Raw genomic sequence first — 21,912 nt, 5'->3', positions numbered from 1 at the left:
GTAATATTTAGAAAAATAAAAAAAGAGGTCGATTCGTTATGATGCGAAAATTAACAAAGAAAGATCATGAACAAGTATTCGCTTATCTAAAAGAAGAAGCAGCCCTTAACTTGTTTATTATTGGAGATATTGAAGCTTTCGGTTATGACACAGATTTTCAAGAATTATGGGGAGTATTTAAAGAGAATGGAACATTAAAATCAATTCTACTCCGATTCCACGATTCATTTATACCCTATAGTAAAGAAGAATTTATTACCACTGATTATGAGGCACTTCTTTCCACATATAAGCCGCTTAAACTCTCTGGTAAGTCAACTATCGTAGAACAATTTGAAACTGCTTCAAATATACAACTAGGTACTAAAAATGAAATGTATTTTTGCGAATGTCTAAATGACAACAACTTACCTAGCACACCAATTCATGAAACAATTAAACTTGCCTCACTCGATGATATAGAACGAATTATGAAATTACGAAGTGACATTGCTGAATTTCCGACTACCAATGAATCAGAGAAAATATTAAGGCAGGCTATCGAAACAAATACAGGACGCACATACTATATTGAAAAAGATGGCGTGATCATCGCATCCGCCTCTACTTCCGCTGAAAATTCATTATCTGCTATGGTAGTTGGTGTATGTACACACCCGAATTATCGCGGAAATGGTTACGCTTCACTCATATTACAAAAAATGATCCAAGACTTTACGAAAGAAGGCCGAACACTTTGTTTATTTTATAACAATCCAGCTGCTGGACGAATTTATAAACGACTAGGATTTAAAGACATTGGAATGTGGACGATGTATCGATAATAAGAGATACTCTATAAACGAAAATAGTTGTAACTTAGCAATAAAAGCTGATTACACAAAAACCCCACACCGTTATTATGAAGAAACTACTTGTAAAGCCATGCCCCTAACTAAAACATGTCATGTATTCAAGCTAATTTTAGATAGATAAACGCCCCAATTGTTGCATCTACTCCAGCAATTGGGGCGTTTATCCTCAAATTCTTTCCACTATATTTATGAAATATTTATCACACCTATGTCGCTATTATCTTTACGTGCAAATGCCCTTCTTAATATTACTGCTTCTTATTATACTGTGCTTTAAAATCAATATATTCCTGTTTCGCATCTTGGTTATTGCCTTGGTGACTATCAAAAGATGTATGTATTTGTGATATGTATTTCACTAACTTGCCTTCATCATTTCTTTTCTTATAATTTATTACAATACTTACTTCCAATATCTGCTTTGAACCATTTTTAGAATCAATATGCAGTACAATCGATCCACCATCATACTCATCATATTGTATTTTCAACTTATCATTAACGATACTCTGAAACTCTAATTCATTTAGTTTATATCCAACAGTACTAGGCTGATCAAACTTTTTTATATCATCCCCGGGCTTCATCTTTAGTTTCCCTATCCCTTTTAAACGATCTACAATTAAGTTCACATATGAAACATCTAGATTTGAATCCGGACTTTGCACCTTTTCATTTTTATACATAATATTTGTACTATAATTAACTTCTTCTTTATAATTTTTATTATCTACTTCTGAGGTAATTTCTTGTGTTGTATTCCCATATAAACTTTTATCTTTTATATTATATACGCCTGTCGAAGTTTGGTAGATTGTTTTTCTATGCTCTCCATCTTCTTTTTGTTCATATGTACTATATATGCCTCTTTGTGCCACAAAAGCATACCCATCATCACTCGCAGACATAACCTTTTTCATGTCACCTTCATCCAAAGCTTTGACAAATGGCTCATACTCTATCTTCGTCTCCCCAAAACCACATCCACTTAATAAACTTGATACTATTAACAGAACTATCATCATCCTAGCTTTCTTCTTTAACTTCATACTGACACCCCGCTGATTTCTCTAGGCATTTTTAGGTTCATTACATTCCCATTTTGATAGTAATATAGTTCACCTTTACTTACCGGTATTTATTAACTCATACAGATTATATTGAAGATACTTTAATTTTTAATAGCATCGATTTTTATACAAGCCTTAATTGTTTATATATTCTATTCGAATTTTCAGAAACCAAAACTTATTTTATTTCTTTGGCTTGCTTTTTTTCCTGCTCTTCATAAAGCTTTAGTCTTTTCTGACGTTCCTTTTCGTGCTCCTCCCACGAAATATAAAATGACGGAAACTTAAATCTACAATAGACTAATAATTGGAACTCTGCTGCACCTATGGCTACCGCGTACATTACAAGAGTTCCTGCTATATACCCTACTAATATCTCTGTTTCATAATCATTATGAAAATAAATTAAAATAAGAAGGATTAGTGCATATACCGTAACGCCAATCAGTAAGTTGTTTTTTGTTTTACTAAAAAATGAAGCTGCCCTTTCATCCATACTAAATGCTCCACTCTCTGCTTGTTTAAAGGTATCAATTGTGGTCACCAGATGAACAAAAACTGCTCCTAGAAACAATAAACCCACATACAATAATGTAATTTGATTAATCGAATAATTTGAAATTGCTGGAAGTATAAACAATGTGAATCATATAGTTCCCAGCTGAAATGTACATAATAATATCACAAGCGCTTGCAACTTTTGACATTTAAAACGAACTTTTGGAAATAGATATAGAATTAAAAAGATTACTTGCAAGGTATATAAAACCAATTCAATACAAACAATTATTTTGTCAAAGAGATTTGGATAATAACCCCAGCCAAATTTAACTAATGCTCCAAAAATAAAAAGCATGAATAATGAACTATAAACAGTTGCGCCAAGTATAAACACCATGGAGCGTTCTGGACTTAAACGATTTCTACATGTTATTTTAAATTCATCTAAATCTTCTTCTTTTATGTTCCACATTTGTTAACTCCACCTTTCCCCGAACTATAGTATATTACCAAAATAAAGATTCAATTTTCTTAGTCACTGATTTTATACCTTTTTATTTTCATTGCCACTCTTAACTATCTCTTTTGTTGTACTGCGCCTTGTATTTTAAATATTCCTGTCTCGCATCTTGGTTATTATCCTGTTTTCTATTAAAATACGTTATTATTTGGAACATATTTTCTATTAATTTTCCATCCTCATTCTTTTCTTTAAAATCTATATCTATCCTCATTTGCAAAATTTGTTTTGGATTATTTGGGGCATCCAGGTGCAATACGATTGTTGCTCCATCAAATTCATCGTATTGTATCTTTAATTTATTATTAATAATATCTTTAAATTCAGATTCAGTTAGTCGATATCCGACTGAATTAGGCTGATCAAACTTTTTTATATCATTCTCGGGCTTCATCTTTAGTTTCCCTATCCCATTTAAACGATCTACAATTAAGTTTACGTATGAAACATCTAGATTTGAATCCGAACTTTTCACCTGTCCATTTTCATACTTAACATGAGTACTATAAATAGTTTCTTTTTTATAATTTTCATTTGTCCTTTTCCCCTTGTCTTTTTCTATATCAGTCGCAACTGTTTGTATCGCCTCTCCATATAAACTTTTATCTTTTGTATTATATACACCTTCCGTAGTTTGACGAATTGTCTTACTGTGCTCTCCATCTTCTTTTTGCTCAAACGTACTATAAATACCTCTTTGAGTCACATAAGCATATCCATCATCACTCGCAGACATTACCGTACTCATGTCCTCTTCATCCAATGCCTTTACTAATCTCTCATACTCTATATTCGTCTCTCCAAAACCACATCCACTTAATAAACTTGCTATTATTGACAGAACTATCATCATCTTGGCTTTCTTCTTTAACTTCATACTGACACCCCGTTGATTTCTCTAGGCATTTTTAAGTTCATTATGTTCCTTTTTGGAAAGTAATACATCTCACCTTTACTTACTGATATTTACTTACTCGTACAGATTATATTGAAGATGCTTTAATTTTTAATAGCATTGATTTATATACAATCCTTAATTGCTTATATATTCTATTCGAATTTTCAGAAATCAAAACTTATTTTATTTCTTTGGCTTGCTTTTTTTCCTGCTCTTCATAAAGCTTTAGTCTTTCCTGACGTTCCCTTTCATGCTCCTCCCACGAAATATAAAATGATGGAAATTTAAATCTACAATAGGCTAATAATTGGAACTCTGCTGCACCTATGGCTACTGCGTACATTACAAGAGTTCCTGCCATATACCCCACTAAAACCCCTGTTTCATAATTATTATGAAAATAAATTAAAATAAGAAGGACTAGTACATATATCGTAACACCAATCATTGCATTGCCTTTTGTTTTACTAAAAAATGAAGTTGCTCTTTCATCCATACTAAATGCTCCACTCTCTGCTTGTTTAAAGGTATCAATCGTTGTCACCAGATGAACAAAAACTGCTCCTAGAAACAATAAACCCACATACAATAATGTAATTTGATCAATTGAATAATTCGAAATTGCTGGAAGTATAAATAATGTGAATCCTATAGTTCCTAGCTGAAATGCAAATAATAATATCACAAATGCTTGCAACTTTTGATATTTGAAACGAGCTTTTGGAATTAGATATAGAATGAAAAAGATTACTTGCAAACCATATAACACTAATTCAATACTAACAATTATTTTGTCAAAGAGAGTCGGATAGTAACCCCAGCCAATCTTAATTAATGCTACCAAAATAAAAAGCATGAATAATGAACTATAAACTATTCCTCCAAACATAAACCCCACAGAGTCTTCTGGGCTTAAGCGATTTCTACATGTTATTTTAAATTCATCTAAATCTTTTTCTTTTATATTCCACATATAATTACACCACCTTTTCTAAAATCATGTAATAACTCTATATTTTTAAACAAACTAGGAGTAAATAAATGTTTTGGTATTTCATATTAAACTAGCCTTTTTTACTTTTTCTAATAAACATAAAATATAACAATAACATCGATATTAACCCTGTCCCACCGCCCAACACTCCTCCATATTCTTCTAGATATATGCAAAGAAATATACTACCAATAAAAAATATTATTCCAAAGATAACAATCCACTTCCCCAGAAACTATGCTACTTTATATAGAATTAAAAAGATAAATATAATCCCAACAATAATAGGTGCTATTACACCTTCAAAAAAACCTTTTTCTTTTTTTACGGCTTTAGAATCTTTATTCAAGATCTTACATTCCTCCCTTTACTAGTTAATTTATGAATAATGTATTCATTCTATCTTCAATATAAGTTTACGAGTATCATTTATAACTTTCATTTCAGTTTTTGTTTCGCTTTTGTTCTTTCTCTCTTATTCTTTTTCTATTTGCTATAAATTCTTGGCGTTCCTTTTCATGTTGTTCCCACGTAATATTAAATGATGGAAATTTAAAGCGACAATACACCAATAGGACGAATTCTGCTGATACTACAGCGAATATATATAATATTATTGTTTGTGTCACATAAATTGCCATTTCATCAAATGTATAATTAAGGTTTAAAAAAATTAATACAAGTAGAACTATTACACCGATCGTTATTCCGATCAATAAATATAATTTCGTGTTAGTAAAAAATGAGACAGCCGGTCCTTCTAATTTATATCCTCCATGCTTTGCTTTTCTAAAAACATCGATCGTTGCTACAATGTGGGTACAGATTGCTCCTAATAGTATTAAACCGATATAAACCAATGTTTTATTGTCACATGGAAAATCATATATTCCTTCAACAACCATAACTATGAAAGGTAATGTCGCTAACTGAAAAGCATAAAATACAGTTACGATTGTTTGTAGTTTCTGTAATTTAAAAGCAACCTTTGAAGACATGAAAATTATTAAAAAAATCAACTCCAAAATGTATAACTTTACCTCAGATCGTACCAAAAATGTTTCAAAAGGTGTTAAAGAAATCTTATCACCGTTCAGCAAAACACCTAAAAACATGATGAGCATTGGTATAGAAGTATATGCAAAAACTCCTACATAAAAGATTCTTATATAATCCGGACTTAATCCATTTTTATTTGCAATTTTGAAAAAACCTAAATCTTCTTCCTTTATTTTAAGCATTCATCTTTCCTCATTTCGATGCAAAACTTATTTTATTTCTTTTTCTTTCTTTTCTTCTCTCTCTTTATAACGCTTTAAGAATTCCTGACGCTCCGTTTCGTGTTCCTCCCACGAAATATAAAATGATGGAAATTTAAATCTACAATAGGCTAATAATTGGAACTCTGCTGCACCTATGGCTACTGTGTACATTACAAGGGTTCCTGCCATATACCCCACTAAAACCCCTGTTTCATAATTATTATGAAAATAAATTAAAATAAGAAGGGTTAGTACATATATCGTAATACCAATCATTGTATTGTTTTTTATTTTACTAAAAAATGAAGTTGCTCTTTCATCCATACTAAATGCTCCACTCTCTGCTTGTTTAAAGGTATCAATCGTTGTCACCAGATGAACAAAAACTGCTCCTAGGAATAATAAACCCACATACAATAATGTAATTTGATCAATTGAATAATTTGAAATTGCTGGAAGTATAAATAATGTGAATCCTATAGTTCCTAGCTGAAATGCAAATAATAATAATATCACAAATGCTTGCAACTTTTGATATTTGAAACGAGCTTTTGGAATTAGATATAGAATGAAAAAGATTACTTGCAAACCATATAACACTAATTCAATACTAACAATTATTTTGTCAAAGAGAGTTGGATAGTAACCCCAGCCAATCTTAATTAATGCTACCAAAATAAAAAGCATGAATAATGAACTATAAACTATTCCTCCAAACATAAACACCATAGAATCTTCTGGGCTTAAGCGATTTCTACATGTTATTTTAAATTCATCTAAATCTTCTTCTTTTATGTTCCACATCCAATTGTCCCACCCTTAACTACATTCCCTTAAATCATGTAGATTAAAAATAAAAACCTTCTCATTTTGATGAAAAGAGAAGGTTCTATTAATCTCAGATATTGTTACATTATAATAATGATTCTTTTTAAGCTATTTCATAGTGCTCTGCTATTTTTTTACACATCTTTTTATATTCCAGCATCCACTCTGCTATTTCTTCTATCTCTTCATCAGTGGACTTTTTCTTATATTTAAAACCGATCACTTTCATATCCGAAAACACTTCTTCTTCCATTTCTTCATCTACCGGAATACATTGGATAATAACTTTCGTTGTGTTTGAGACTTGTACAAAAATTTCAAATGTGCCAACAAACATAGCAACCGTTCGGAATAATTCTTTATTACTCATATACAAAACCCTTGCAAGTTCTTCTGCAAGTTCAGGGTATATAAACAATACATCAATCATTTCAGCAGCTATTATGCAATCATCTACTGATACTTTCTCCAATATTTGCTGCTTAATTAATTCCCCAGTTTTATCCTCACAATCTTGTTGAAAATACACAGTTTTTTCTTTTGAAAATAGCCACATATGTAGACTCCCTTCCTACTAAAAACAACAATTAAAACTCTTAATTCAAGAATACCTTTATATTATTCTTCTATAAAACGAAACTAAAATCTGATTTTTACTTTTCATATTTCCAGAACTAAAAGTACACTAAATTATTATTGTGTATCCACTGCAATTTTTATTTCAACATACCGTAGCTCTTCATCACCGCTAAAAATATGATAAATAGGTGAAATCATATCAAGTTCATTATCTTCCATATACTGAAGCATCTCAGCATATGCATACTCGGTTAATGTTTCATAATCTCCTGTCAATCGTTTCACAAGCATGTCATCTACATAGTAATAGCTTCTAAATTTCATTGTTTCTAATGGTGGAACTTTATCCTCATATATCGGCATAAATAATTCAATATACATATTTTCATCTGAAGGAACATTTTTCAATGCATAAAATAGTGGACCTTTTGCTGTTAAGTTCGCTTTTTCTATTTCTAGCATAAAATCCTCAATCGAATCTTTCATATAGGTATAATGAATATAGTATTCTTTTGAAACAACATTTGTATATGCAATACTTTGACCTTCTATAATCATTTTACGGTTTCACCTACTTCTATAATAGGAGCGTAAATATCTAACCAAGTATCGCCGTATACATCTAAGCATACATGATAAAAACTACTATCTAATTTAATATGGTTTTGATTTGCCACCTCATGTATTAACTTATACACATCTTCAATATCACCATCTTCATCCGTAAAACGCACACTTAAAGCATCTTCAATTATTAAACCATCAATGTATTCATATGCAGAATCTTCCCCTAATTCCACACGTTCATTTACTGGCACACAATATGTATATTCACCATATGCTGGTTCATTTTCAAGTGGTTTATATTTAAAGAGAACCGGTCCTACTGCATAAATTCCATTACGGATAACTTGATTTCTCAGCGCAATAGCAGGTAGTAACCAATCTTCTTTTTTAACGACTTGAGTAATACTAATTAAATTTAATAATGATAATGCTTTATATTGAACTTTCACAACATCTACTCCCCTTAATCTTTATTTCTTTCTAACTCGAATAGAAACGTGCAATTTCTCATTTCATACACATAAATTAACAACTTATGCTATAGCAAAAATTCATTTCTTTTATTATCTACTTTTCGACTTGTTTTTTTTATTATATTTTCTAAATTTCTGTCGTTCTCTCTCATTCTCTTCCCATGTCATATTAAATGATTTAAATTTGAATCTACAGTACACTAAAAGTTGGAATTCAGCTGCACCTATGGCCACTGCATACATTAAAATTGTCCCTACTACATATAAAATTAATGTATTAAAGTTATAATCATTATGAAAATAAATGATTATAAGAAGAACTGATATATATATCATGCTACCTTTTATCATTCTTCCTTTTGTTTCACTAAAAAATGAACGAGACCTCTCATCCATGCTAAACGCACCTTCACTTGCTTGCTTAAACGTATCAATTGTTGTCACAATATGAAATATCACTGCTCCTATAAATAATAACCCTACACAAATTAAAGTCATTCGATCAATTGAATAGTCAGTCATTCCAGGAAGAACTAACATTGTAAATGTAATTGTTCCTAATTGAAATGCATATAATAATACAACGAGCGTTTGTAACTTCTGAAATTTATAACGTGCTTTTGGAAAGGAATATAGTATTAGAAAAATTATCTGCAAGCCATACAACACAAGTTCAATACTAACCAGTGTTTTTTCAAACATAGTAGTATAAAAACCCCAACCAAACTTCACCAATGCTCCTATAATAAATAGCATCATTAATGAATCGATAATTATTGTTCCTAGCATAAATCCCGTCGCACCTTCAGGACTTAAACGCCTTCCGCATGTTTTTCTAAATTCCTCTAACTCTTCTTCTTTTATGTTCCACATACTCTATCTGCACCTTTCTTGTAGCCGAATTACCAAAATAGATCCCTAAGTTTTGTTGTTATTTTTTTTACTCCTTTTTTAGTAGCATCAATTGCACTGTCTCCCCCAAATATACTCGTTTTCGTATTTAATCCTACCGTAATAACTACCCCAACGCCAGCTCCTACAACAGTTCCAATAGGCGGAAGGAAAAACGATCCCGCTACAGCACCAGCTGCAGCCGCCCCAGCAGTTGCTCCAACATCTACTGCTGAATCTGTTGCTATATCTGCTACATCATGTAATTGCCATCCATCTTTTTGAGCTTCAGCAATGTTATTTCCAACTGACACAACCGCTCCAAATATGGCCGCTCCTTTCAAAAGCTTACCAGTATTTCCAAGTTCTTTAAATGCTTCTTTCCATTGCCCAGGATGTAAATCTTTTAACCCTTTTACATACTCCGTTTTAAACGAACTCCATCCTCTTTCTTTAATTGCAGTAGGTAACCCTTTGTTACTCCAATCCTGTTGGAACTTTTGAAAATCTTGAAATTCCGGTAATTTATAGATCCCTTTTCTTGCTTTTCTTACTTGTTCATTCGTGATTCTCGCATTTTCTACACCATCCAATTTAAGTCCATTTTTTAAATAACGAAATATACTATCATCACTACTATCCATCTTAAGTAATCTATACACTTCCACTAAATCTTCTTTTTGACGTGTTGATAGTGTAAACTTTCCTTTTCCTTTTCGACCATTAGAATCAAATAAAACACTTAAATCATAGTTCTTTTTGGCATAATACATACGAGCAAAAGCGGCCACCAAAAATTTACCACCCTTTTGTCGAATATCAAACGTCGTCATGCTCTCAGAAATACCATTTATTAAGTTTCCATTCCATCCACCAGCCATAATTTTTTCGACTATCTTACTAGAAAAATCTCCATTGGCTGCCTGTATTTCTTTCATCCCCTTGTCTAATGAACTTAACATTTCATTAAAATGTTGAAGTTCATTTTGCTGACTATTATACGTTTCTAATTTTTCTAGCGTATCACTAATTTCCTTTTGACTTTTTTGGATTCCTTCAGATATTCCTGAAGATGATGGATACTGAGTTGGGACAATGTCTGCTATAGTCGATATAGTTTGTTTTGCTTCTTCATTAGAACGATCAAATTCATTGCTGTACCCATTAATTTTTTTCTTTACATTATCTAAATAGTTCCCATAAATCTTTGTGTCACTATCACTATCAACTGTACTATTAAAACTCTCTATTGCTTTTTGAAATTCATTTTTCAACTCTTCCGCTGCAATTTGAAATCCAGCAATCGTAGTACCATGTACTCTAGAAAAATACCTCTTTATTTCATCTGCTGCTTTCCCTTGAAAAGAATTAAGTTGGTTCAAATCATCTATTTTCCCTAATAAGGTTTCAAAATATTGATTTAGTTCGTCAGCACTTGTTTGAAATCTTTTTTGTAATTCGTTTACTTCTTGTAATTCAATATTTTTATCCACGTTTCTCTCCCCTTATTTCATTTTTACGTAGAATGTTTTCTAGTGCTGCTGTATACCAACTTTTAGTTCTTGCCCAAGTTTTGCATCTTTCTCTACCATTTTTGCTCCAATTTCTTGCACTCTACTTATATCATTTTCTAACAATTTCTCATATCGCTGAACTTTCTGAGAAAGTTTTTCAATCGCTTCACAATATTTTTTCAGTTTACTTAAATTCGTACGATGTAACTGCATACCATTAAATTTAGTCTTACCTAAATCACTAGCACCACTTTTCAAATCACTTACTTTCGCATCAAATACCCCTTTATTTAATTTAATTTCCCCCATTTATCATTTCCCCGCCTTCTGTACTTCTACTTGAATACTAGCGTCAACCATTGAAACACTTCTACTTAGAGAAAGAATACTAGACTCACATGTAGCGATTTCTCTTTCAAGCCGCCGTATAGCTTGATCGATGTCTTCTTGCACTCTCCCTAGTTCTCCGATAAACTTCCCTAAATTCGAAATGACTTGTTGTTCATATGTTTCTTTAAAAGTAGTTGCTCTTTGCCCTTTCCAACTACTCTCGTTTATTTCTAAGGACTTAAACTGCTCTTGATTTTGTTTAATTGCTTCAAGATTATTTACAAATTTCCCTTTAGCAGTTATTAGCCTTCTTAGTTTCATTTGTAGTTCAGCCAATTGCCCTTGTTGATGACTTATACTACTTAATAAGCCAGATTTTTGACTATTTAATTCCTCTATCCCCATGCAAATCCCCCCTTAAATAGTTGGCACTTTAATTCTAGTGGCAAAACGATTTTCAACAAAATACCCTTCAAATGGATTTAATTTTGTACTACTTAAATCTTTATTAGATACATCGAAGACCATTTGGCCTGATGATTTTCTAAGTAAAATAACATGAGATTGCGTTTTTATTGTTTTTGAAACTAAGTCGTATCGACTGTCAATTGAATCAACATCACAGCCAATTACGAAGTGGATGCCCATAAATGCACCATTTGTTATTAATTCCGCTAAACTATATATATCGCTATCTTCTAAATTACTTAAAATATCATTTACATCTGCAATTACGATTACAATCGGCTTAAATTTCTTAATAAATTCTGCCGGGTTCACTGTTTCACTTGATGCTTCCTGCTCCTCTTTAAACGCCGCTTCTCTCGATTTATAAGCGTTTGTAACTTGTTTAATCGTTTTCTCAATTCCTGTTTTTTCAGCTACATATAAAGCAGCGCTCTCTCTATAGTTTGAGAAATTTCGTGTTCTTGTATCAATTAAACCTAGGTCAAAGTGTCCACTGTCTGCTAACTGTTGAAGGAATTGATGAACTACATTTTCAACTTCATCTTTCTTAATTCCCCCTACAACAATATTAGACGCTTCCGTTAAATCTAATTCGAGAGGCGTAACGTTTTCTGTCTCTACACCAAATGTTAGTTTGCCTGCTTCAATAATTTTTCTTGTTTCTGGCCATGCAATGAATTCCTTGTATTCCAGAACTTCAGGTACCATAGGAATTGCTTTCGGTCTTTTTCCATCCCAGAAGGAATCCATCTCTTTTCCTTCAGCTTGTATATTTTCAATTCGAGTAAGGACATCTTCTCCATTTGTCGGTAAAGCTGTTTGGAAGATTGTTGGTTCGTCAATTTTAACTAAACCACGGCCTGCTAATTCTTCAATTTTTAAGTCTGTTCTTCCTACAATAGCTCTAGATTCTGCCTCATCTATCATATATAGAGCAATTTGTAGTTTAATATTTGTATTTACTTGTACTCTCAATGCATTTTGACGTGTAGCCGTAAGCATTAAATGAATTCCTACTGCTGCCCCTTCACGTACAATTTGTGCAATAATGCGTTCAAAGTCTTCGACAAATCCAGCTTCTCTAACAGCATCATAGTTATCTAACGTAATTAATATTGTTGGTAATACTTCTTTACTAGCTCTCTCATACATTTCAAGACTCGCAACACCATATTTACTTAGCAATTGCTTTCTATCTTTTAATAGGTCTTCTATGCGACGAAGAAATTTCTCGCATTTTTCAACTTGGTCTAATGTAATGATGTCTGCCACATGCGGTAAAGATTTTAATGGCATTAAGCCATTTGTTCCGAAGTCTAATAAATACACATGCAAATGCTCCGGACTATGCTGACGAGCTACATCCATAATGACTGATTGTAAGAATGTTGATTTTCCGTAGCCTGGACTTGAGAAGACCGCTACGTGTCCGTCTTTACTAATATCTAGTGTTAATGGTGTTTGTGATTGTAATTCAGGCTGATCTAGTAGGCCAATTGTTGCTTGTAATGGTTTCTTTTCTTTCGTCCATGCTTCTTTGAACTGAATAGCATGTAAGTCTTGTAAATATACGCTTTCTGGAAGTGGTGGTAACCACGGTCTTGCTAATGCTTCAATTTCATTTATTTCTGCGTAATCGTGAATGTAGTCAATAACAGCATCCAGTTCAGATGGTACGCTTATTACTTCTTTACTGCTACCAAGGCCACTTAAATCTTCACTTAATATTTCATATTGTCCTAGATCATTTATTGCATAGATTGTTGCGTCTAAATGTTCTTTATCCTCTTTGTTTTCTACATAGTCTGCTCCGCTCCAAGCTGATTGGAATAGTTCATAAATTTCATTATTCCCAACTTGTAAGTAAGCACGTCCTGGTAATGTAATTTCAGCGGCATCTGGCGTTTTTAAGATTTCATTACTATCTGACGTATTTTGAACTTTTAGTGCTAGTTTGAATTTCGAGTTACTCCAAATTTGATCATCTACAACACCACTTGGTTTTTGCGTAGCTAATATTAAATGAATTCCGAGTGAACGACCGATACGCGCTGTTGAAACTAACTCTTTCATAAATTCTGGTTGTTCTGACTTCAGTTCCGCGAATTCATCACTAATTAAAAATAGATGTGGCATCGGTTCACTTACTAAGCCTTCTTTATACAGTTTTTGATACTGATTAATATGGTTTACATCATTTTCGCCAAATAATCGTTGTCTTTTTTGTAATTCAGCTTTAATTGATGCGAGCGCTCTCATACTTTGTGCTCCATCTAAGTTCGTAATTGTTCCTAATAAATGCGGTAAGTTTTTGAATAAATTCGCCATTCCGCCGCCTTTATAGTCAATTAGTAAAAAGGCTACTTCGTACGGGTGAAAATTGACTGCTAGAGATAAAATATACGATTGTATAATTTCCGATTTACCTGAACCTGTTGTACCTGCTATTAATCCGTGTGGTCCGTGTGCTTTTTCGTGTAAGTTTAAGTTTACGATATCTTCTTTACCACGTAATCCAAGTGGTACGGCTAAAGATTTATGCGCTGCATTTTTCTCCCAGCGACTTGTGATATTCAGTTCTTTTACTTTTTCAACGCCGTACATTTCTAAAAATGTTACGCTTTCTGGAATACTATTTTTTAAGTTTTGCAAATGATTTAATGGTGCTAATGCCCGTGAAATATCTTCTAAATTAAACCCTTTCGGTACGTGATTTAGTTTAAATTGACGGTTAACAAGCTCTCCTTGCTCTAAGATGATGTTCCCTTGTTTTGCATCTCTTATATCTATTACCGTTTTCACATGCTCCGGTAAACTTTGCATAACATCTTGTACAAATACAAGTGATACACCTAATTGACTCGGATCATCATTAAAGAATTCCATAACAACATGGTCTAATATTAGTTTTTCATCTGTAATGAGAACGACATAGTGCGGTGCAAAGTACATTTTTTCATTAGTAGAACTTTTTTCATCTAGTTTTAATTTTCGTTCTTTCAATATTTGATACAAACTATTTAACACTTGATCACGGCTACGATCATGGTATACAAATCCACGTACATTTATATCGCGAACACTTCCATGAGGTAACCAGCGCATCCAATCCCATTTTTCTTTTTCTTCTTCCGGAAAAATAGTAATAAACTGCAAGTCATAATAACTATGGAATAAAGCCGTTTGTGCAACTAATAATTGTAATTGCTCTAACACTAAAGAGCGTTGGCCAATATAACCGACTGGTCCATTCATTAAATCTGTTACAACTGGTACATCTTCCAATGATAGATAACGCTGTCTTAGTTCACGTGCTATATCGATTAATTCATCTTTCGTTTGACTAAACTCTTCTTCATTAAATTGAATTTCAAAACTCGTATTAGCTTGTCCTGTTCCAGCGCTAAATGTTAAGAAATCATGATGTAACATTGTTTTTTCATAAATTCTAGGATTTACTTGAACTGCCATATTACGTATTACTTCTACATTTGGATTGTGATAATGTAATGCGTGACGCTGTTTTTCACTTTCTGCATGTAAATCTTTCGTTTTTTGTTTTATATACTCTCTATAGCTTTTATCTCGTTCAACAATGTCGACTTTATATTGCTTCAAATTTTTAATATACGATGTGACAGAAACAATGATTGTTACTAATGTCATCGCAATCGATGCGATAATAAACATTCCATATTTCATGAAAATAGCAAGTAATACAGTTACGACAATCATGACAAGTGAAGGTGCAATGATTCTTGCTAAATGCTCCGTTGGTTTTGATGGCATACTTGAAGGCTTTGCAATTGTCATTTTCTCTTCTGGTTCACGGTAAATAATACGTGGTGAACGATGATAGTCTGGATAACCACTTTGATAATTTGTTTCTGATTCTACTAAAATAGGTAACGCAGATTTCACTTTATTTTCTGAAGAAAGTACTTGAATGTCTTCACTACCAATCTCCAATAAAATACCATCAAAATATAATACGTCTCCTGATTCCAACATAACGCTATCTTTTAACTTCGTATAATTATGAAATACATCCCCGCCATACACGTTCACTTTAAAAGAATCGTACAACGTTTCGCGAGATAGCATTAAATCGACACTAGTCCCGGTAATAGAAATATCATCGTAATCGTTTTGACTCACTGTAAGAGAATGTTTCGTTCCAATATCAAACACTTTAGTTGTGCCAACAATAGATATAAAGATTTTCAAGCTCACATCTCTTGTTTTCCCAATCTCAATTTCCTTATTGAATTCTATTAATTGATCCTGTACCATCCAAGCATTTGCTTCATTATTCCACTTTAACTCTACCTCTTGTTCTAAACTTGGATTCGTAATATCATTTGTCCACTCTTTTCCAATCGACACTATTGATTGCTCATTTGGATGTAATGTGCACTTATATATTTTGTCTCCATAAGTCAATACTAATAGTTGCTCCATCCGTGTTCACTGCTCCTTTTCAACTGTCTCATCAAGTGCTTACTCTTTTTTCTCTGTGTCCGACAAATTTTTATCGTTTGATGAATTGCCATATTTCTTTTTATATTCATCTAATTGTTGCTCATATGTTTTTAACTTTTGATCACGTTCTTCCCCTGATAAATCTGGATTATTTTTCAGTGATTCAATTTGTTTAACAAGGCCGTACATAATAAGCTGAGGATCATCAAGTGTCTTAGCTAAATCTAATGATTTATCAAAATTACCTTTTCCGTTATACATCCAATACAGCAAATACTTTTCATCACTTTTCAAACTAATATTTTTCATAATCGATTTCTTTTGAGCTTCACCTAGTTTTTCAGCTGTAATGTATGCGAATGCTAACTCATATTTAGATGCAATCGGTAATGATTCAAACTCCTCTTCATTCAATTGCGTAATGACTTTGTCATAATCAGTCGCTATGAAACTTGCATTTGCTTCTAACAATTTATTTTGATAAGGAAATTTTATAAAAGTGAAATATATTAAAGGAGCAGCTAAAATAACTGTCGCCGCTATGAAGGAAAAAGCTAAGTATTTAAATGATTTATAGCTTTTTTTAGGTACTAACTGCATATTTTTTTCTGTTTTTGTTTGTTCCTTCTCAAAGCTGTCATCAAGAAACTGCAGTAATGCATCTAAGCTTTCCATTTGAGCAACGGTCTGTTCAAATGTTGTTTCTTTTGCATCTTTTAGTAACCCAGCATACAAATCATCAAAGTTATGTTTTTGGGAGAATAAAGCAATAATTAGACACTTATATTGTGTTAAAAATTGCTCTTCTAATAACGGGGTTGGCGGAACAATATCTCGAATTCCTCTATGTATAATACTTGGTATTAAATTAGCATTAAAAACTATATTGTCTGGATGTAAAAAGAACGTGATTCGTTTATTTAAATATTTACGAAACTGCGCAACATTCCGAAGTAGTCTTAATTTCTCATTTCTTCCAAAACGGCTAAGATCGTCCCACTTATATAATTTTTTATCTACTTGATATAGAAACGTAAACATATCATCCGTTTCTTCTATTGTTAATGGTACAAATTCAGATGATTCGCCCGTAATTATATCGAATTGACGGAAATCTTTTATACGTGTTTGAGATTTGGTCATCTCCAATTTCCAATTTTCTTTTTCTATTTGAAATTGATAGTTCATTGCATCAATTTGAATTATTTTTTCCGTCATGTTTATCCTCTTCTCCTTTTCTTTATAACCCGTAATAACTTATTTTCAAATAACTAAAAGTAAAAAATATTCTTTATAAAACTTGCAAAATATCTCCATCTGTTATTTGGTGATCAATTAAACGATCATTATCTGTTAAAACAATTGACTTATTTTTCACTTTAATTACAAAATGTGAACCTTCATGATTATCAATCTTTAGCGTATCTAATAAGTTTTTTAATAAATATTTAATAGATTGATGATTCGGAATACGCAAATCATATGTATTTCCATTCCATTTACTAAAATCTACTGTCACATTGATATGTGTTTGTATTGCCATCGCTTTACCTCCAACTTTTACGAAGAACCGTATAAATACCGATGCAAATAAGTAGAATGCCGCCGCCAAATAATAATATTATTGTTATACTAATTGGCTCTTCATTCATTGTTTCATTACTCGCTACTTCATCTGCACTTTTTCTGACAATGTATTCACTGCTAAACAAACTATTTTTCGTATCTTTAACACTATTATTCTCTTTTGGTTTTGTAAAAAGAGAATCTCGCAAAGCTTCCATATCTTTTTGTTCTTTCTTTTTCTTTTTCTCAATTTCTTCTTCTATATCTTTGTTAAATAACTCAATCGATGCTTTATCTAATTCTGTTTCCTTATGTTCCTTTTTATTTTTTTCTTGGTCGCTTTCTTCAAGTCGATCCACTTTAAACTTAATCTTCCCATCATCACCAAGATAACTGTCAGCCGCGCTCCTTATCGGTAGCGCGACAAACAGTAAAAGGATAGAGAGAAATGATAACTTAGCCACTATGCTCCATTGTTTGATCATTTACTTCTTTTTCCTCCCATTTCTTATGCCATACAAATAGATTACTAACCAATCCAATAATGGCAATTACAAACAATACGACAAAAATAACTTTCCCAGTATCTTTACCACTAATAAAATCATTTAGAAAACTTTCTATATACTGAAGCGGTGAGAATTGACGTATCTTTCCGACAGACGACATTTGATCTACTTTACTTCCAACTGCCTCAGTTAAAAATAGGTACATGCTTAAAAATACTAATAGTATAAACATTCCTACCATTTTTATTTGTCGTAATAAGTAGGTTGAGACCAATACAAACGCCATCATAATAAATGTGATGAACGCAATCCATAGTAAACTTTGATCCTGACCGAACTTTAAAAGACGCCCAGAAATGATACCTATACTAATCCCTTCCACAATTGATATACCGAAAGCTACTACTGTAGTTGGTACATTCATATCAATTAATGAGAATTTCTCTTCAAAATGATCTGATTGCATTCGTTTCTTTTCTTGATTCGCAATTGCGTATGCTGTAAATAATGCAACAATGAAACAAGTTAATACAATTAAGTATGGTGTAAAAGCATTTCCTGCTACAATTACTCCATCATTTTGCTTTTGAACTGGACTAGCTAAAAAGTCATATAGCATCTCATTTTGACGATCTCCAATACGGCTATTCGCTAAAATTTTCGTAAAGTTTTTGGAGAATGATTTATCATCTTCCATTTTCTTCGTAAAGTCATTTAATAATAGATCAGCTTTTGAAACAATTGTCGTTCCGCTGTCTTGAATTTCTTTTGCTTGTCCATTAATTTGATCAAATGTTTTATATACATCGTCTGAAGTTGCTAAACTATGCTTCGAACTTTCGACCAATGACTGACTTTGCATCATTAATGATTTAATACCAGAATCTAACGATAAAATAGCTGTTTGCTCACCAGCATGATTTGTTGTTAATACTTGCTGCTCTTCAACTAGCTTTAAGCTATTCTCACGCCATTTCGCTAAACCTTTTACATACTCTCCTAAATTTTCATTCATACTAGTTGCTTGTTGCGTCGTTCCATTTAATTTCTCCGCTAGTAGCATAGAATTTTGATCCGCACTAGTAATAGATTGTTGATAAGAGTTTATTTTTTGTTTTAAACCTGACATATCTTGCTTTATTTCTGTAGTAATACTTGATGAAACAAGATTTGAAATTAAATCAATTAAACTTTGTTTATTTAATACGTAGTACAAAGATTGATCCGTCGCAATTGCATCTAAACTTCCCTCTTCTAACTTAGGACCTACATCTTTCGTTCTTAAATCAATCCCATAATACATTTCGTAAAGGCTCATTAAACCTTGATAACTTTCGACTGTATCTACTGCTTCTTTTATTAATACATTGGATGTATTTTCTGTTAATTTTTCTGTTTTTTGATGTATAACTTTATTCGTTGTACTTTCAATAGTCTTTGAGTTACCACCTTGATTTTGGTTTCCCTCGTTACCGGTTCCGGTTCCACCTTCTTGGTTTCCTCCGTTACCTGTTCCAGATCCGCCTTCTTGGTTTCCTCCGTTACCTGTTCCAGATCCGCCTTCTTGGTTTCCTCCGTTACCTGTTCCAGATCCGCCTTCTTGGTTTCCTCCATTACCTGTTCCAGATCCACCTTCTTGGTTTCCTCCATTACCTGTCCCAGATCCACCTTCTTGGTTTCCTCCATTACCTGTTCCAGATCCACCCTCTTGGCTTCCTCCGTTATTCCCTGTTGTATTTTCCATTTTTTTGATAATAGGCGTTTTAGCATTGTGTACTAACGGCATTATGCCATACTTTGATTTATGAACCACGTTTTCCACCTTGCTATTTTCCGTTTGTGTTCCTTTATCCTCTTTATTAGGTTCTTCTTTTTCAGGACTAGTTTCTTTTTTATGAGTCCCGCTCAATTCCCACTGCCATGTTACAGGAGAGAAAACATCTATATTGATGTTTGGATCTTTTAACTTCACATTCAGATTAATTTTTATATCCCCTTCATTATGAGGAGGTATAGTGATTTCTCCGTTTTTCTCCAGAAACATACTTGTGTAATCCACATCATCAATCTTCAAAGCTTCTGTACTTCCATCTAGTTTAAATTCTTCTGGAATCTTTATCTTCAAAATTTGCGGAGATTCCATTTTAATTACTTTAGCAGTATCACTAAATGTAATTCCCTCTGTATAAAGTCTATCCTTTACTTCTTTAATTGCGTTTCCTAAAGATATTTTATTTACAGGATCATAATAAAAATTATTTTCTTTATTATATTTTTTTGTAAATTGAATTACATTTTGCAGTTGTAATTTCGTTGTATCTGGCAAATCACTTTGACCGATTTCTTCCATGTTTAAACTAGGTAATTTCGCAATTAAATTCTCGATTTGTTTCTTTATTCGAGCATCTGGTTGTTTCATTAATGTATTTATGAAGATTTCTTGCTTTCCATCATTCGACATAGATTGCTTTAATTTCTTAATTACCGTCTCTTGAATATCACTTTCTAACTTCCCTGCAAGTTCTGTATCATATTCAGACACTTGTTTTTTTACATCTGCTAAATATTTTTGAATTGCTGAAGCATCAGTTAAAATATTCGGTTCTTTCTCTGAAAACGTAAATTGATTTGAAATAATTTTATTAGCGGATTCCAATGCACTTAATTGCTTTAAAGCATCGCCTGTATTCATATCATTCATATATTGATTGAATTGATTTGTGAAATTATTCGCTAACAAATTGTTATCAGTTTGCATTTTTTGAAAGTTATTAAAACCATCTAAGTACGTACTGTTAGATTTATTCCCTTCATCTAACGCTTGACCGAAACCTTTTAAAACATCCTGAAATCCTTTGAAACTATTAACAGAAACACCTGTATAATCTTGTACTGTTTTAAATTGATTTGTGTAATTTGCTAACGGACTATGTATATCTTTTTTATACATAGTTGTTTGAACGTTTCCTTTTTCAATTATTTTACCTATATTATCTTGTGCACCTTGTAGCTTACCGATAATACTCGCAAAATAAACGTCGATTATTTGCTTATTGAAATCTTCTAAAATAACAGAAGCTGTATTTTCTGCCTCAGCTTTCAAATCCTTATTCCCAGTTGCATTTACTTTGTAGTTTAACGTTAATTTCTCCGGAATCTCTGAATCAATCGCAACTGCTTTCCTAGAAAAATCATTTGGAATAACAATCATCATATTGTAATTATTATTTTTCAATCCATTTTCTGCTACCCCGCGACTAACTACGTACCATTCTTGTTTCGTATTTTTATTTACATTTTTAACAAATTGATCTCCAAACGCTATTTTATTACCCTCAAATACAGTACCCTGATCTTCATTTACCAACGCAACTGTCATTTTTGGTGTAGTATTCTCATTAGCTTTCTTAACATTTTGATTTAATGCTAAATAGGAGACCCCTGTTGATAGTACAAGAGCTAAAATAATAAACAACAAGATGCTCCATTTGAACTTTTTCACTACTTATCACTCCTGCGACTGCGAGTCTATCTAATGAAAGACTTCGTATCTTACTCTAGTTTTAAAGTAATTTAGCCATACAACGTATGGTTGCATGGCTAAAT

The 21,912-nt window shown here is 32.4% G+C and carries 18 protein-coding genes and 2 pseudogenes; 1 reads left to right on the top strand and 19 read right to left on the bottom strand.

What is annotated here, in order from left to right; all coding sequences use genetic code 11:
• Positions 1-38: 38 nt before the first annotated feature.
• Positions 39-824, top strand: coding sequence for a GNAT family N-acetyltransferase (locus MR168_RS02915; RefSeq protein WP_000984760.1), 786 nt, complete (start codon positions 39-41; stop codon positions 822-824).
• A 278-nt stretch (positions 825-1,102) separates the two neighbouring features.
• Here the strand turns inward: MR168_RS02915 and MR168_RS02910 are convergent, their stop codons facing one another.
• The 19 genes and pseudogenes from MR168_RS02910 to esaA form a co-directional block, all read right to left on the bottom strand.
• Positions 1,103-1,903, bottom strand: a complete 801-nt coding sequence (locus tag MR168_RS02910; protein WP_373366283.1) for a DUF3952 domain-containing protein — start codon at positions 1,901-1,903, stop codon at positions 1,103-1,105.
• A gap of 199 nt (positions 1,904-2,102) precedes the next feature.
• Positions 2,103-2,897, bottom strand: a pseudogene (locus tag MR168_RS02905) (hypothetical protein).
• 100 nt (positions 2,898-2,997) lie between these two features.
• Positions 2,998-3,822 (bottom strand): DUF3952 domain-containing protein, encoded by an 825-nt coding sequence (locus tag MR168_RS02900; protein WP_174402543.1) that lies wholly within the window; start codon positions 3,820-3,822, stop codon positions 2,998-3,000.
• Positions 3,823-4,021: 199 nt separating this feature from the next.
• Positions 4,022-4,816: a hypothetical protein gene (locus MR168_RS02895; RefSeq protein ID WP_030025441.1), complete on the bottom strand. Its 795-nt coding sequence runs from the start codon at positions 4,814-4,816 to the stop codon at positions 4,022-4,024.
• Between the two features lie 91 nt (positions 4,817-4,907).
• Positions 4,908-5,186 (bottom strand): annotated as a pseudogene (locus MR168_RS33575) (hypothetical protein).
• Between the two features lie 94 nt (positions 5,187-5,280).
• Complete coding sequence (locus MR168_RS02890) at positions 5,281-6,078, bottom strand: hypothetical protein (RefSeq protein WP_086412584.1); 798 nt, start codon at positions 6,076-6,078, stop codon at positions 5,281-5,283.
• Between the two features lie 27 nt (positions 6,079-6,105).
• On the bottom strand, positions 6,106-6,903 hold the full coding sequence (locus MR168_RS02885) for a hypothetical protein (RefSeq protein ID WP_103597527.1): 798 nt from the start codon (positions 6,901-6,903) through the stop codon (positions 6,106-6,108).
• A gap of 127 nt (positions 6,904-7,030) precedes the next feature.
• On the bottom strand, positions 7,031-7,483 hold the full coding sequence (locus MR168_RS02880) for a hypothetical protein (RefSeq protein ID WP_048558209.1): 453 nt from the start codon (positions 7,481-7,483) through the stop codon (positions 7,031-7,033).
• A gap of 137 nt (positions 7,484-7,620) precedes the next feature.
• Positions 7,621-8,064 (bottom strand): DUF5085 family protein, encoded by a 444-nt coding sequence (locus MR168_RS02875; protein ID WP_048558208.1) that lies wholly within the window; start codon positions 8,062-8,064, stop codon positions 7,621-7,623.
• A complete protein-coding gene (locus MR168_RS02870) occupies positions 8,061-8,522 on the bottom strand; it encodes a DUF5085 family protein (RefSeq protein WP_000868165.1) in 462 nt (153 codons plus the stop codon). The genes MR168_RS02875 and MR168_RS02870 overlap by 4 nt, the downstream gene beginning before the upstream one ends.
• A 114-nt stretch (positions 8,523-8,636) precedes the next feature.
• Positions 8,637-9,419 (bottom strand): hypothetical protein, encoded by a 783-nt coding sequence (locus MR168_RS02865; protein WP_048558207.1) that lies wholly within the window; start codon positions 9,417-9,419, stop codon positions 8,637-8,639.
• A 29-nt stretch (positions 9,420-9,448) separates the two neighbouring features.
• Positions 9,449-10,930 carry a T7SS effector LXG polymorphic toxin gene (locus MR168_RS02860; protein WP_048558206.1) on the bottom strand — a complete coding sequence of 494 codons (1,482 nt, stop codon included), beginning with the start codon at positions 10,928-10,930 and terminating at the stop codon, positions 9,449-9,451.
• Positions 10,931-10,969: 39 nt separating this feature from the next.
• A complete protein-coding gene (locus MR168_RS02855; protein ID WP_000503889.1) occupies positions 10,970-11,260 on the bottom strand; it encodes a TIGR04197 family type VII secretion effector in 291 nt (96 codons plus the stop codon).
• Positions 11,261-11,263: 3 nt separating this feature from the next.
• On the bottom strand, positions 11,264-11,686 hold the full coding sequence (locus MR168_RS02850) for a YwqH-like family protein (protein WP_000510565.1): 423 nt from the start codon (positions 11,684-11,686) through the stop codon (positions 11,264-11,266).
• 12 nt (positions 11,687-11,698) lie between these two features.
• Complete coding sequence (essC, locus tag MR168_RS02845) at positions 11,699-16,210, bottom strand: type VII secretion protein EssC (RefSeq protein WP_086412799.1); 4,512 nt, start codon at positions 16,208-16,210, stop codon at positions 11,699-11,701.
• Positions 16,211-16,249: 39 nt separating this feature from the next.
• Positions 16,250-17,449 carry a type VII secretion protein EssB gene (essB, locus tag MR168_RS02840; RefSeq protein WP_000136611.1) on the bottom strand — a complete coding sequence of 400 codons (1,200 nt, stop codon included), beginning with the start codon at positions 17,447-17,449 and terminating at the stop codon, positions 16,250-16,252.
• 73 nt (positions 17,450-17,522) lie between these two features.
• Positions 17,523-17,774, bottom strand: coding sequence for an EsaB/YukD family protein (locus tag MR168_RS02835; protein ID WP_001007571.1), 252 nt, complete (start codon positions 17,772-17,774; stop codon positions 17,523-17,525).
• A gap of 4 nt (positions 17,775-17,778) precedes the next feature.
• Positions 17,779-18,282, bottom strand: coding sequence for a type VII secretion protein EssA (gene essA, locus MR168_RS02830; RefSeq protein ID WP_000595655.1), 504 nt, complete (start codon positions 18,280-18,282; stop codon positions 17,779-17,781).
• Positions 18,254-21,808, bottom strand: coding sequence for a type VII secretion protein EsaA (gene esaA / locus MR168_RS02825; protein ID WP_242291186.1), 3,555 nt, complete (start codon positions 21,806-21,808; stop codon positions 18,254-18,256). The genes essA and esaA overlap by 29 nt, the downstream gene beginning before the upstream one ends.
• Positions 21,809-21,912: the final 104 nt, after the last annotated feature.

The sequence above is a fragment of the Bacillus cereus group sp. BfR-BA-01356 genome, assembly GCF_022663635.1.
GTDB classification, from domain to species: Bacteria; Bacillota; Bacilli; order Bacillales; family Bacillaceae_G; genus Bacillus_A; species Bacillus_A cereus.
This window is presented reverse-complemented; position numbering and strand designations above follow the sequence as displayed.